The sequence below is a fragment of the Streptomyces sp. NPDC060194 genome (assembly GCF_042728285.1).
Classification (GTDB): Bacteria; Actinomycetota; Actinomycetes; order Streptomycetales; family Streptomycetaceae; genus Streptomyces.
Map to the genome: position 1 here is coordinate 47,650 of NZ_JBHWZH010000006.1, position 13,615 is coordinate 61,264.

9 protein-coding genes are annotated in these 13,615 nt (G+C 73.7%); 8 read left to right on the forward strand and 1 reads right to left on the reverse strand.

Features of this window, described 5'->3' with window-relative positions; genetic code table 11:
* Positions 1 to 217 precede the first annotated feature (217 nt).
* The 8 genes from ACFWEG_RS02430 to ACFWEG_RS02465 all read left to right on the forward strand — a co-directional run bounded on the left by ACFWEG_RS02430 (position 218) and on the right by ACFWEG_RS02465 (position 12,909).
* Positions 218 to 2,947 (forward strand): ADP-ribosylglycohydrolase family protein, encoded by a 2,730-nt coding sequence (locus ACFWEG_RS02430; RefSeq protein WP_387208289.1) that lies wholly within the window; start codon positions 218 to 220, stop codon positions 2,945 to 2,947.
* A gap of 592 nt (positions 2,948 to 3,539) precedes the next feature.
* Positions 3,540 to 4,637, forward strand: a complete 1,098-nt coding sequence (locus tag ACFWEG_RS02435) for an aldose epimerase family protein (protein ID WP_387208291.1) — start codon at positions 3,540 to 3,542, stop codon at positions 4,635 to 4,637.
* Positions 4,638 to 4,690: 53 nt separating this feature from the next.
* Positions 4,691 to 5,758 carry a LacI family DNA-binding transcriptional regulator gene (locus tag ACFWEG_RS02440; RefSeq protein WP_387208293.1) on the forward strand — a complete coding sequence of 356 codons (1,068 nt, stop codon included), beginning with the start codon at positions 4,691 to 4,693 and terminating at the stop codon, positions 5,756 to 5,758.
* A 153-nt stretch (positions 5,759 to 5,911) separates the two neighbouring features.
* The gene (locus tag ACFWEG_RS02445) at positions 5,912 to 7,195 is read left to right on the forward strand and encodes an ABC transporter substrate-binding protein (RefSeq protein ID WP_387208295.1); all 1,284 of its coding nucleotides are present in this window, start codon (positions 5,912 to 5,914) and stop codon (positions 7,193 to 7,195) included.
* A gap of 99 nt (positions 7,196 to 7,294) precedes the next feature.
* A complete protein-coding gene (locus ACFWEG_RS02450; protein ID WP_387208297.1) occupies positions 7,295 to 8,215 on the forward strand; it encodes a carbohydrate ABC transporter permease in 921 nt (306 codons plus the stop codon).
* The gene (locus tag ACFWEG_RS02455; protein WP_387208299.1) at positions 8,212 to 9,132 is read left to right on the forward strand and encodes a carbohydrate ABC transporter permease; all 921 of its coding nucleotides are present in this window, start codon (positions 8,212 to 8,214) and stop codon (positions 9,130 to 9,132) included. The genes ACFWEG_RS02450 and ACFWEG_RS02455 overlap by 4 nt, the downstream gene beginning before the upstream one ends.
* A 75-nt stretch (positions 9,133 to 9,207) precedes the next feature.
* The gene (locus ACFWEG_RS02460) at positions 9,208 to 11,100 is read left to right on the forward strand and encodes a beta-L-arabinofuranosidase domain-containing protein (protein ID WP_387208301.1); all 1,893 of its coding nucleotides are present in this window, start codon (positions 9,208 to 9,210) and stop codon (positions 11,098 to 11,100) included.
* 102 nt (positions 11,101 to 11,202) lie between these two features.
* A complete protein-coding gene (locus ACFWEG_RS02465) occupies positions 11,203 to 12,909 on the forward strand; it encodes a RecQ family ATP-dependent DNA helicase (RefSeq protein WP_387208303.1) in 1,707 nt (568 codons plus the stop codon).
* 123 nt (positions 12,910 to 13,032) lie between these two features.
* Here ACFWEG_RS02465 and ACFWEG_RS02470 read toward each other — a convergent pair whose 3' ends face one another.
* Positions 13,033 to 13,614, reverse strand: a complete 582-nt coding sequence (locus ACFWEG_RS02470) for a hypothetical protein (protein ID WP_387208305.1) — start codon at positions 13,612 to 13,614, stop codon at positions 13,033 to 13,035.
* Position 13,615 lies beyond the last annotated feature (1 nt).

Genomic DNA, 13,615 nt, shown 5'->3' on the forward strand with positions numbered 1-13,615 from the left:
GATACCCGCCTCTGTCCCCGGCGTTGACGCCGGAAGGGCTCAGGGCCACAGTGTGCCCACGTGAAACGGACGCTTTCGCCGAATCGTATGGAAGATCCGACGGCGGAAAAGTTTCCGCCTGTTCCGCGCAAGTCCTCGAGCCTGCCTGCTTCCGACACCGGTGCCGCCCTGCCGTACCGCACCGTGCCTCCCCCGACCGCACACCTGAGGAGTCGTCATGCCCTCCCCACGCCCACGCCCGAGACCACCGCTGCTGAGACGGCTGCTGGCCTCGACCGGAGTCGCCGCGACGGTGGCGACGCTGCTCACGGTCCCGGCCGCCGCCCCCGCGGCCGCGGCCGACACGGTGACGCTCGGCAAGGCCGCGTACTACGACAAGGTGCTCGCGGGGATCATCGGCGAGGTGGGCGGCTTCCTCAGCGGCTACGAGTTCGCCGCACCGAACGACGCACCGCACCCGGACGCCTGGTTCGAGCCGGCGAACGGCCCCTACGCGGGGAACTTCACCCACTTCACGCCCGGCGACCCCGCCACGTACACGCGACTGCTCGCGCCGGGCCGGGTGCGCGGCCAGGACAACTACTTCATGGGCTACTTCAACCAGCACGTCCTGGAGCAGCGGGGGACCGACCCGAGCGACGAGGACATCCGCGCGGAGTATCTGGAGCACGGCATCAAGGACTACGGCGGGTCCGACATCGCCGCCCAGCTGATCGAACGCACCGGGATGAAGCCGTTCCAGACGGGTGAGCACGCCTTCAACGCCGTCTCCTGGTGCTGCGAGCCGTACATCGAGACGGACACGCTCGGCTTCAGCACACCGGGCATGCCCAGGACGGCGGCCGCCCTCACGGAGAAGTTCGCCAGGATATCGGGCAGTTTCGACACCACGACCTGGTCGGTCTTCATGTCGACGCTCATGTCCCAGGCGTTCCTGACGGACGACGCACGCACCGCCCTGTCCCAGGCGGCGGCATCGCTGCCGGAGGGCTCCTGGCCGGCGGCGGTCCACCGCCGCGCGGTGCAGCTGCACGCCCAGAACCCCACGGACTGGCGCTGGGCCCAGCGGCAACTCGCCGCCGAGCGGCGCCGGTTGTACGGGGCGGACGACGACCGGGTGATCGCCGACCTGAACCAGGGCACGGTGATCCTGGCGATCCTCTACGGGAACAACGACTACCTGGACACCCTGCGCATCGCGTCCATCGGCGGCAACGAGGGCGTCGACAACGCCGCCCCCATCGGCGCCCTGATGGGGATCGTCAAGGGCATGAGCGGCACCCCGCAGGCGTTCCTGGACAAGATCTGGGCCGGCGGGCAGGGAATCTTCGTCAACGACACCTCCGGCGCGCTGCGCACGTACGTCTCGCGCGACTACCCGGCCGAGCAGAAGTGGTCGGACCTCGCCCGGCTCCACCAGGGGAACGCGGAGGCGGCCATCCGGGCCGGCGGCGGCACCGTCGGCACCGACAGCTACACGATCCGCGTCCAGGACGTGCCCGCCCCCGTCACCGTCCCGGCGGCGAACCCGGGATTCGAGACCGGGAACCTCGACGGCTGGACCGCGAGCGATCCCTCGCACGCGAAGGCGGAGCGGCAGGTCGGCAGCACCGACTTCGCCCGCACCACCCTCGCCCACTCCGGCGACTGGAAGGGGACCGTCTTCACCGACGCCGGACAGCGGGACGTGTCGCTCGGCCAGACGGTCGGCCCGCTGGTGCCCGGTGCGCGCTACCGCGTCCGCGCCTACGTGGCGAGCGTGTCCGGCGCCGACGCCGGACTGTACGCCGACCCCGGCGCGGGAGGCGCGGTGCGGGAGGTGTCGGCCTTCTCCACCGAGGACATGGGGGCGATGGGGCCGCAGATCCTCGGCCGGGCGTGGGCGGCACGCGAGGTCGAGTTCACCGCCACCGCCTCCACCGCGACCGTCGGCCTCAGGCTGGCCGCCCCGGGAGGCGCCTGGGCCAACATCGACGACCTGACCGTCGAGCGGGTCAGCGAGCCGGCCACCGTCCGCTACGAGGCGGAATCCGCCTCCACCGCGGGCGGGGCGGCCCCCGCGGACGCGGCCTCCGCCTCCGGCGGCCGCTACCTGGGCGGCCTGACCGCCTCCGGCGCCTCAGGAACGCTCACCGTGCGGGCCCCGAGCGCCGGGCAGTACCGCCTGCTGGTCCACTACACGAGCACCGCCGCACCGGACACGTACCGGATCAACCTCAACGGGGACAAGGACTGGCCGCTCCCGGCGCACCTGGGGCTGCGCGTCAACGGAAGCGACGCCGGAGCCGTCTACTTCCCGCGCACGGCCGGTCGCTCCGGCGCCTTCCCGACCGGGACCGTCGCCGTCCCGGTCACCCTCGCGGCCGGTGCGAACACGGTCGCCTTCGCCCACCGCTCCGGGAGCGGGGACGTGCAGCTGGACCGGATGGACCTCTCCGCGTTCCCGGAGGCCGTCACCTCCACCGCCCCGAATCCGGGCGCGGGCGGGAACCTGCTGCGCAACGGCGGGTTCGACGCGGCCGGCCCCGGACAGGACCCGCTCGCCTGGAGCACGTGGGCCGGGCAGTCCGGCGGCGACGCCGACGCGGACTACACGGAGGCGGGCAGCGCGGACGGCAGTCTGCGCCTGACCCAGCAGAAGTCCGGGGCGTACGAGGTCTACACGTCGCAGACGGTCACGGGCCTCCCGGCCGGGCGGTACACCGTCCGGGCCCGCGTCATGGGCGGCGGCGGCCAGACGGCGGCCTACCTCGACGTGAAGGGGCACGGCGGCGCGGACCGCAGGGCCGACCTGCCTCAGACCGGGTGGCCGAACTGGAGCACCGTGCAGATGACGGGGGTGCAGGTGACCTCCGGTCAGGCGACGGTGGGCTTCTACAGCAAGGCCTCGGGCGGCCGGTGGGTGTCCGTGGACGACGTCGAGTTCTTCCGCGAGTCGGACGGCTGAGGCGGCGGGTGCGGGCGGGGCGCGGTGCGTCCGCGCCCCACCCCGACCGGCGTCGCCGCCCCCGCCCGGGGTCGGCGTCGGCCCCCGGGGTCGGCGTCGCCCCGCCCGCCCTGACCGGCGTCGCCTTGCCCGGGAACCACGTCGCCGCGCCCCACCCGGGACCCGCGTCACCGCCCCCACCCGGGCCCGGCGTCGCCCCGCCCAGCCCGGCCCGGCCTCACCGCGCCCCACCCTGGACCCGCGCCACCGCCCCCACCCAGACCCGGCGTCGCCCCGCCCAGCCCGGCCCGGCCTCACCGCGCCCCACCCTGGACCCGCGCCACCGCCCCCACCCAGGCCCGGCGTCGCCCCGCCCAGCCCGGCCCGGCCTCGCCGCGCCCATCCGGGATCCGCGTCAGCGCGCCCGCCCCACCCCGCCCCGCTCCCCCGCACCGCATTCCGGTCGCGCTCCATGCCTTGACAGCCTCCGACGGGCGGGCGAATACTTCGGCCAACGCCAGGAAAACGATTTCCTCGCTTTCCGAGCCGGAGCGAAGGCCCTCTCGCACTCCCGGCACCGCACCCCCCGCCCCTCCCCTCCCAGAGGACCTCCATGAACCTCCCCTCGGTCACCCGCCGCCCCTTCGGGACGCTTCCCGACGGCAGCGTCGTCGACCTCTGGCGGCTGGAGGCCGGGGACGGGCCGTTCGCGGAGGTCCTGACCTACGGCGGCGTGCTGCACGCGTTCGGCACGGGAGCGGGCACCGAAGGCACCGGAGGCACCGGCCGCTCCATCGTGCTGTCGCTCCCCGACCTGGACTCGTACCTCAAGGAGAGCCCGTACTTCGGCGCCCTGGTCGGCCGCTACGCGAACCGCATCGCCGACGGCCGCTTCGTGCTCGACGGGACCGAGCACCAGGTCCCGCCCAACGACCGGGGCAACGCGCTGCACGGCGGCCCGGACGGCTTCGACCGCAGGCTGTGGAGGGCCGAGCCGGCTGCCGGCCGCGAGGCCGCCGCCCTGCGGCTCGAACTGACCAGCCCGGACGGCGACATGGGCTTCCCCGGCGCCGTAAAGGTGAGCGCGGAGTACGCGCTGCGGCCCGACGGCACCCTGACCCTCACCTACCGGGCCACGACCGACCGGGCCACCGTCGTCTCGCTGACCAACCACGCGTACTTCAACCTCGCCGGGCCCGGCGGCACGGTCCTCGACCACCGGCTCACCGTGCACGCCGACGCGTACCTCCCCGTCGACGACCGCTCGATCCCGACCGGTGAGCGCCGGCCGGTCGCCGGGACCCCGTTCGACCTCACCGCCGCGACCCGGATCGGCGACCGCGTCGGCTCCCCCGACCCCCAGCTGCGCGCCGCCGGCGGCTACGACCACTGCTGGATCCTGCGCGACGGATCGGACCACGACCTGACGCTCCGTCAGGCCGCGCTGCTGACCGGGCCGGACGGGACCTCTCTGGAGGTCCGCACGACCGAGCCCGGCCTGCAGGTCTACACGGGCAACTTCCTCGACGGGACCGCCCGCGGCACCGAGGGAGTGGCCTACCCGCGGCACGGTGCGGTCTGCCTGGAGACGCAGCGCTTTCCGGATTCGCCCAACCGCCCGGAGTTCCCCAGTGCCGTGCTGCGGCCCGGTGAGACGCTGTACAGCCGCACCGAGTACCGGCTGTGCGGGGAGAGGACGGGTCGGCGTTGAGACCCGGACCCCTCGCCCCGATCCCGCCGAAACACGAAGGAAAGGCCGTTTCCGTGAGCGTCAGCGACTCCCGCCCCCGCCCCACCATCTCCGACGTCGCGTCGAAGGCGGGGGTGGCCATCGGCACGGCCTCCAAGGCGCTCAGCGGTTCGGGCCAGTTGCGGGCCGAGACCCGCGAGCGCGTCCTGGCGAGCGCCCGGGAGCTCGGGTACCAGCCGAACTCCCTGGCCAAGAGCCTGCAGAGCGGCCGGACCTACACCGTCGGGCTCATGACGAGCGACTCCGTGGGCCGGTTCAACCAGCCGCTGATGCTGGGCATCAACGACGCGCTGGGCGCCGGCCGGATGTCGGTCTTCCTCTGCGACGCCCGCGGGGACGGGGTCCGCGAGCAGTACTTCCTGGACTCGCTGATCGCCCGCCAGGTCGACGGCATCATCGTCACCGGCTGGCGCACCGACCACCGGCCGCCGCTCGGCGGCGACCGGCTCGGCGTCCCCGTCGTCTACGCCTACGCGCACTCGGCCGATCCCGCGGACGTGTCCGTCCTGCCGGACGACGAGCACGGCGGGCGGCTGGTCGGCGAGCACCTGGTCGCCACCGGCCGCCGCAGGATCGCCGTGGTCACCGGCCCGGTGGACTACGAGGCCGTCCCGCAGCGCGAGGCGGGCCTGCGCGCCGCGCTCGCCGACGCGGGCCTTGAGCCCCTGCCCGGCCAGGTGCTGCACGGCGACTGGAGCGAGAGCTGGGGCCGCGAGGCGGTCGACATCCTGCTCTCCCAGCAGACGGCGTTCGACGCCGTCTTCTGCGGCAGCGACCAGATCGCCCGCGGCGTGGCCGACCAGCTCCGCGACCGCGGGGTCAAGGTGCCGACCGACGTCGCCCTGGTCGGCTTCGACAACTGGGAGGTCTTCGCCGAGACCACCCGTCCGCCGCTGACCAGCATCGACATGAACATGGAGGAGCTGGGCCGGGTCGCGGCCCGCCGCCTCCTGGACCTCATCGACGGAACGCCGCGCAGCGGGGTGGAGCGGCTGCCCTGCCGGATCGTGGTGCGCGAGTCCTCACGCCCCTCGGTCTCCTCCCTCGCCCCGTCCGCCGACGAGACGGCCGCGACCGTCTGACCCTCCGCGCCCGGCCGCACCTCCCCAGACCCCACAGCACCACCCTCCCCACCCCTCCGCGGTGCGGGCAGCCGACCCCGGCCGCCCGCTCCCTACCCCCGCACGCCCTGATCCGGATCACGGCGTCTCCCCTACACACGAAGAGGAAGCACCATGCGAGTCAGTCGACGTCGCCTGCGCACGGCAGCCGCACTCACCACCGCCACCGCCTGCTTGGCCCTGACCACCGCCTGCGGTGCCGACAACGCCGAGAGCGGGCCCCCGAGCACCCTCGACCTGTGGGCCCGCGCCGGTTCCGCGCAGAGCCTCCAGCGCCTGGCCGACGCCTGGAACAAGACCCACGAGACGCCGAAGGTCAAGGTCACGCAGATCCCCGAGGCGGACTACGTCACGAAGTTCGCGGCCGCCGCCGGCGCCAAGAAGCTGCCCGACCTCGTCGGCGTCGACGTCGTCTACATGCCGCAGTTCGTCCAGCAGGGGCTGCTCACCGACCTCACCGACCGCATCGACGAGCTCCCCTACGGCGACGCGCTGCTCCCCGCCCACCAGAAGCTCGCCACGCGCGACGACAAGACGTACGGCGTCCCGGCCGGGGTGGACGTCTCCTCGCTCTTCTGGAACAAGGACCTGTTCAGGAAGGCCGGCCTGGACCCGGAGAAGCCGCCGACGAACTGGGCCGAGCTGAAGTCCGCCGCCGACAAGGTCGACAAGCTCGGGGACGGCGTCAACGGCTTCTACTACTCCGGCAACTCCACCGGCGCCAACGCCTTCACCTGGCTGCCCCTGGTCTGGGCCTCCGGCGGCAGCCCCCTGGGCGCCGACGGCAAGCCGAACCTCGACACCCCCGAGGTCAAGGGCGCGCTCAGCCTGTACCGCGACCTCGACAAGGCCGGCGACCTGCCCAAGGGCTACGACGGCGACACCGGCACCCACTTCATCAGCTCCTTCCAGGGCGGGAAGATAGGCATCCAGCTCGTCGGCTCCTTCGCCGTGTCGCAGTACGTCAACGAGGCGCCCGACCTGGACTTCGGCGTGACCGGCATCCCCGGCAAGGACGGCGGCCAGAGCTCGTTCGCCGGCGGCGACATCATGGCCATCCCGGCCGGCGCGAAGCACACCGACGACGCGTGGAAGTTCATGGAGTTCTACCTGTCGGAGAAGGTCCAGGTGGAGACGGTCGCCAAGAGCGGCGCGCTGCCGGTCCGCACCGACCTGGCCGACAACAAGTACACCTCGGCCGACCCCCGGGTGTCCGCCAACGCGAAGCTGCTCGACAAGGCCCAGACCCCGGTCTCCACGGTGTACAACCAGCTCTTCAACGACCCCAACGGCCCGTTCCTGGCCATGCTCCGCAAGGGCGTGCAGGGCGGCGACCCCGACGCCGCCGCGGCCACCGCGCAGAAGGAGTTCGGCGCGATCGCCGAGACCGCTCCGTAGCCGCCGACGGGGGCCGGAGGGTCCTTCGCCCTCCGGCCCCGTCGCCCGCCGCCCCCGCCCATCCGCAGACCCGTGGTCTGCCGCAGCACAGGGAGCACCATGCCCCTCCCGACCGCGCGTGCCGACGGCCCGCGCGCCACCCCCGCCGCGTCGGCGCGCCGCCGCTCCGCCGTCGGCGCGCTCCTGGTCGCACCGTCGACGCTCGTCATCGCCGTCTTCTTCCTCCTGCCCCTGGCCCTCGCGGTCTGGATGTCCTTCCACGACTGGCCCCTGTTCGGCGAGCCGGCGTTCACCGGGCTCGACAACTACGAGAAGGCGCTCACCGACGCCCAGGTCTGGGACGCCCTGGGCTTCACCACCCTGTACACCGTGATCGCCACGGTCGCGATCTTCGCCGTCGCGTTCGGGCTGGCGTTCCTCGTCCGCAGCGAACGGCCGGGGGTCGGGCTGTTCCGGACCGCCCTCTTCCTCCCCGTCGTCGTCGGCATGGCCGCGAGCGCCCTGCTGTGGTCCGCGCTGTACAGCCCGCAGGGCGGGGCGATCCCGCAACTCCTGTCCGACCTGCACCTGGTGACCGACCCGGGCAGCCCCTTCACCGCGTACTGGCCCGCGCTGGTGGCGGTGATCGTGATGGTGGTCTGGAAGACGGCCGGCCTCACGATGGTGCTGCTCGTCGTCGGCATGCAGTCGATCCCGGCCGACGTGTACGAGGCGGCGGCCCTCGACGGGGCGGGGCGCGTCACGGTGTTCCGGCGGATCACGCTGCCGCTGATGCGGCGCACCCTCGCGCTCGCCGTCGTGCTCTCGGTCACCGGCTCGTACCTGGCCTTCGACCAGTTCTACATCCTCACCCACGGCGGTCCGGGCCTGTCCACGATGACGGTCGTCTCGACGATCTACCGCACGGCGTTCGTCAGCTACCAGCTGGGCTACGCGGCGGCGATCGCCGTGCTGCTGCTCCTGCTGCTCGCCGTGCTCAACGCCGTACAGCTCCGCATCCTGCGTCCGGGGGACCGATGACCACGACCGAGGCCGCACCGCGGCCCACCGCCACCCGCCCCGGCCCCGCCCGCCCCGGAAGCACCGCCGTGCGGGCCCGACGCCGCAAGCGCGTCTCGGGCGCCGCGTTCTACCTCGCCGGCACCGCGCTGGGACTGCTGTTCCTCGCCCCGCTGCTCTACAGCGCGCTCAGCTCCGTCAAGACGCCAGAGGAGGCGAACGCCGACCCCTCGACCTACCTGCCGCACGCGGTCTCCTTCGACAACTACGCGGCGCTGTTCGACTACGGCTCCGGTCTGGCGACGTACGCGCTGAACACCCTGTTCGTGGCCGTCCTGACCGTGCTCGGCACCGTCGTCCTGTCGTTCCTGGCCGGGTACGGCTTCTCGCGACTGCCGTTCCGGGGGTCGAACGCCGTCTTCGGACTGACCCTGGTCGTGCTGATGGTCCCGTACTCGACGATCATCATCCCGCTGTACACGGTGCTCGGCTGGTTCGGCCTCCAGGACAGCCTGATCGGGCTGAGCCTGGTCTTCATCACCTTCCAGCTGCCGTTCAGCGTCTTCATGATGCGCAACGCCTTCGACGCCGTCCCGAAGGAGCTGGAGGAGGCGGCCCGCATCGACGGCGCCGGCATGGTCCAGACCCTGACCCGGGTCTCGCTCCCGCTCGTCGCACCGGGGCTGGCGACGGTCGCGATGTTCGCCTTCCTCTTCGCCTGGAACGAGTTCTTCGCGCCCCTGGTCTTCCTGACCGACAGCGCCAAGTACACGCTCCCCGTGATGCTCCTGAACGTGCGCACCGGCCAGCTCGGCGCCGTCGACTTCGGCGCCCTCAACGCCGGCGTGACCCTCACCATGCTGCCCTGCCTGGTCCTGTTCCTGGCCCTGCAGCGCTACTACATCAGCGGCCTGGTCGCCGGGTCCGTCAAGAACTGACCCGCCCCGCCCCCGCTGCCCGGACACCGGGCGCCGCGCTCCCGCCGCCCCACTGCACCAGAGGTGACAACCATCGTGACGACCTCCCCCGCCCCCACCCCCGCCGGCAAGGCGGCCTTCGCCGAGCTCCCCCTCGGCGCCGTCCGCCCGGCCGGCTGGCTGCTCGACCAGCTCCGCATCCAGGCGGCGGGCCTCTCCGGCAAACTCGACGAACTCTGGGAGGACGTCGGCCCGAACAGCGCCTGGCTCGGCGGCGACGGCGAGAACTGGGAGCGCGGCCCCTACTACCTCGACGGACTGCTGCCCCTGGCCCACCTGACCGGCGACCCCGTGCTCCTGGCCAAGACGGACCACTGGGTGGAGGCCATCCTGGCCCGTCAGCGGGCCGACGGGTTCTTCGGCCCGGAGGACAACGACGACTGGTGGCCGCGGACGGTCGCCGTCAAGGTCCTCACCCAGCACGCCGACGCCACCGGCGACCCGCGGGTCGAACCCTTCCTGACCGCCTGGTTCCGCTACCAGCTGACCCACCTGCCGAAGCGGCCGCTGCACACCTGGGGCCGGGCGCGCGGCGCCGACGCGGTCCTCGGCGTGCTCTGGCTGCACGCCCGCACCGGGGAGTCCTGGCTCACCGAGCTCGCCGAGCTGCTCCTGGAGCAGACCGACGACTGGGAGGACTACCTGACCGAGCGCCTGATCACCGGACGCGCCCGGACCTTCGACCACCTCACGCACGGCCCGAACGTGGCCATGGGCCTGAAGTCCCCGGCCGTCCGCTACCTGCTGGACGGCGTCGAGGCGCGGCGGGCGGCGACCGTGCGGGCGCTGGAGAACCTCGACCGCCACCACGGCCTCGCCCACGGGCTCTTCTCCGGCGACGAGTGGCTCGCCGGGCGCGACCCGCACCACGGCGTCGAGACCTGCCAGGTCGTGGAGTACATGTTCACGATGGAGCAGATCGCACGGATCTTCGGCGACGGGCGCTACGGCGACCTGCTGGAGCTCGCGGCCTTCAACCACCTCCCGGCGTCCTGCGACGCCCGGATGACGGCGCACCAGTACCACCAGCAGGCGAACCAGGTGCTGGTCAGCGTGGCCCCTCGGGACTGGTCGTTCAGCGGGGACGACGCCAACCTCTTCGGCCTGGAACCGCACTTCGGCTGCTGCACCGCCAACTACCACCAGGGCTGGCCCAAGTTCGTCCGCTCCCTGTGGATGGCCACCGCGGACTCCGGGCTCGCCGCCGTCGCCTACGCCCCCGCCGAGGTCTCGGCCACCGCCGGGGGTGCGGACGTCACCCTGCGCGTGGTCACGGAGTACCCCTTCGGCGACACCGTGACCGTCACCGTCGACCTCGCCGAGCCCACCACCTTCCCCCTCCTGCTGCGCGTCCCCGGCTGGTGCACGGCGGCCTCCCTCACCGTGGCGGGCCGGGCCGCGGACGCCACCCCCGACGCCTCGGGCTACGTGCGCGTCGAGCGCACCTGGGCCGCCGGCGACACCGTGGAGCTGACCCTCCCCATGGCGGTCCGCCCGGTCGCCCGCGACCGGGGGGCGCTCGCGCTGCGCTTCGGGCCGCTCGTCCTGGCCCACGCCGTCGAGGAGATCTGGTCGCCGATCGCCGGCGCGCCGGGGCTGGGCGACTACGAGGTGCGGCCCCGGAAGTCCTGGAACTGGGCGCTCGCCACGTCGCTCGGCCAGGGCGTCGACGGCTGGGACGTGCGCAGGCACCCGGTCGGCCCGGTGCCGTTCGACGGGACCCGCCCTCCCCTGGTCGTCACCGCCCCGGGCATCCGCGTCCCCGAGTGGACCTACCAGGGCGCCTCGTCCGGACCCCTCCCCGACAGCCCGGTGCCGACGGGCTTCCCGGCGGAGGACATCAGACTGCTGCCCTACGGCTCCGCCCGGCTGCGCGTCACCGAGTTCCCGCAGGCGGCCACCACCCGCCCACAGGGCGACGGCGGATGAGCGGAGGGCGGCCCCGACCCGCCCCGGCTGAAAGGCCGGCGGCGGGGTAGCCGGACCGCGACAGAGAACGGCCCCGCGGGGGCCCGCCGCAGGGAGCAGCACATGCCGAAGTCGATCGCCCGCCAACTCCGTACGACCGCGCGCAGGACGTTCGGATGGGAGAGCCTGCGCGCGGAGCAGACCGCAGCGATGACCGCGGTGATGGAGGGGCGCGACACGCTGGTGGTGATGCCGACGGGCGCGGGGAAGTCGGCGGTGTACCAGGTGCCGGGGGTGCTGCTCGACGGCCCGACGGTGGTGGTGTCGCCGCTGATCGCGCTGCAGCGGGACCAGGTGGAGGGGCTGCTCGGTCTCGACGGCCCCGCGGCCGCCGCGGTGAACTCGACGCAGCGCGCCGCGGAGAACCGGGCCGCGTGGGACCGGGTGACGACGGGGGACATCGACTTCCTGTTCCTCGCGCCGGAGCAGCTCGCCCGGGACGAGGTGGTGGATCAACTCGCTGAGGCGAAGCCCGCGTTGGTGGTGGTCGACGAGGCGCAGTGCGTGTCGTCGTGGGGCCACGACTTCCGCCCCGACTACCTCCGCATCCGCCACGCGCTGGGCCGCATCGGCCGTCCCCCGGTCCTCGCGCTGACGGCGAACGCGGCCGCCCCCGTCCGCGCGGACATCGTCGAGCAGCTCGGGATGGCGGACGTGCACGAGGTCGTCGCGGGCTTCGACCGCCCGAACATCTCGCTGGAGGTGACGACGTTCCAGGACGAGGAGGTCAAGCGCCGTGCGGTGGTGGAGCGCGCGGCCGCGGAGGCCAAGCCGGGCATCGTGTACGCGGCGACCCGCCGCGACGCGGAGGCGTACGCGGCGGACCTCGCCGAACTCGGCCTGGACAGCGCCCCGTACCACGCGGGGATGCGCGCGGCGGACCGCACGGACGTGCACGACCGGTTCCGCGACGGTTCGCTGGACGTCGTCGTCGCCACGTCCGCGTTCGGGATGGGCATCGACAAGGCCGACATCCGCTTCGTGCTGCACGCCTCCGTGCCGGGGTCGCTGGACGCGTTCTACCAGGAGATGGGTCGCGCGGGCCGCGACGGCGAACCGGCCCGGGCGATCCTCGCCTACCGCCCGCAGGACCTCGGCCTGCAGCGCTTCCTGTCCTCCGGCCGGCCCGACCCCGACACCCTGGTGCAGGTGCTGCGCCTGCTGCGGCGGCGGCGCAAGCCCGTCAGCCTCACCGAGCTGCGCGAGGAGTCCGGCCTCTCCGCCAGCCGGCTCACCGCCGTCGTGAACCTCCTGGAGCACAGCGACGCCGTCCGCACCAACGAGGACGGCACCGCGGAGGCGGTCCCGCGCGTCAAGGAGGAGGAGGTCGTGCGGGACGCGATGCGCCTGGGCGACTCGCGGCAGCAACTGGAGCAGTCGCGGGTCGAGATGATGCGCGGGTTCGCCGAAACCACTTCCTGCCGACGGCAGTTCCTCCTCGGGTACTTCGGCGAACGACCCGACGAGCCCTGCGGCAACTGCGACGTCTGCGCGTCGGCCGAGCTCCGGCTCGACGGTGCGGACGAGCACGGCGACACCGTCCTCGCGGGCACGGGCAGCGCGCCCGCCGCGCCCGCCGCCGCCCCCGACCACCCGTTCGCCCCCGGCACCCGGGTCACCCACGCGGCGTGGGGCGAGGGCGAGACGATGAGCGAGGAGGACGGCAAGCTCACCGTGCTCTTCGACTCGGTCGGCTACCGGACGCTGTCGGTCGCGGCGGTGGTCAAGGGCGACATCCTGAAACCGGCGTCCGAGGACGCGGCCGCCTGAGGCCGCGGGCGGCGGGGTGTCCGCCGGTGACGGGGCCGGGCCGGTGACGGGCCGGTGACGGGCCGATGACGGGGCCGGGCCGGTGACGGGCGCGCCCGGCCGGGCGGGCCCGGGGGGCGCGGCCTACGGCAGCGGTTGCCGGGGCGTGTCGCCCGGGCGCAGGTCCGCCGCCCAGCCCGTCGCCGCCAGCACCTCCTCCGCGATGTCGACGACGGAGCGGCCGTCGGTCGCGATGCGGACGGTGTCGGCGGGGACGCGGGCGTCGAGGCGGCGGGCCGCGCGGGCGCTCTTGGCGATCTCGTCCGCGAGCGCGGAGCCGATCTCGCGGCCGGCCAGGCGCGCGTCGGCGGTGGCGTCGGTCGCGGTGAGCAGCACGCGGACGATGCGGACGTCCGCGCCCATCGCCCGGCGGAACATCGCGCCGGCCTCGGGCAGGACCGACGCGGTGTTGGTGTAGACGAGCCGCCGGTGGCCGAGCGCGGCGAAGTTGCCCCACACGGCGGTGAGGTTGCGCTCGGCGATCCGCGCCCGGTCCGGGTCGCCGTCGGGCGCGGGATGCACCTGCCCCAGGAAGTCCCCCTCGACGATCGCGTGCGCGACCCCCGCGCCGCGCAACCGGTCCGACACCTCCCAGCCCACCGTCGTCTTCCCCACCCCGGCCCGCCCGCCGAGGAGCAGCACCTCGGCCCGCTCTCCCCTGTCCATG

Bases quoted from the DNA above. Each gene is read 5' to 3' on its own strand.
- ACFWEG_RS02465 (WP_387208303.1), top strand. From the start codon at position 11,203: ATGCCGAAGTCGATCGCCCGCCAACTCCGTACGACCGCGCGCAGGACG.
- ACFWEG_RS02470 (WP_387208305.1), bottom strand. From the start codon at position 13,614: ATGGACAGGGGAGAGCGGGCCGAGGTGCTGCTCCTCGGCGGGCGGGCC.
- ACFWEG_RS02455 (WP_387208299.1), top strand. From the start codon at position 8,212: ATGACCACGACCGAGGCCGCACCGCGGCCCACCGCCACCCGCCCCGGC.
- ACFWEG_RS02450 (WP_387208297.1), top strand. From the start codon at position 7,295: ATGCCCCTCCCGACCGCGCGTGCCGACGGCCCGCGCGCCACCCCCGCC.
- ACFWEG_RS02435 (WP_387208291.1), top strand. From the start codon at position 3,540: ATGAACCTCCCCTCGGTCACCCGCCGCCCCTTCGGGACGCTTCCCGAC.
- ACFWEG_RS02445 (WP_387208295.1), top strand. From the start codon at position 5,912: ATGCGAGTCAGTCGACGTCGCCTGCGCACGGCAGCCGCACTCACCACC.
- ACFWEG_RS02430 (WP_387208289.1), top strand. From the start codon at position 218: ATGCCCTCCCCACGCCCACGCCCGAGACCACCGCTGCTGAGACGGCTG.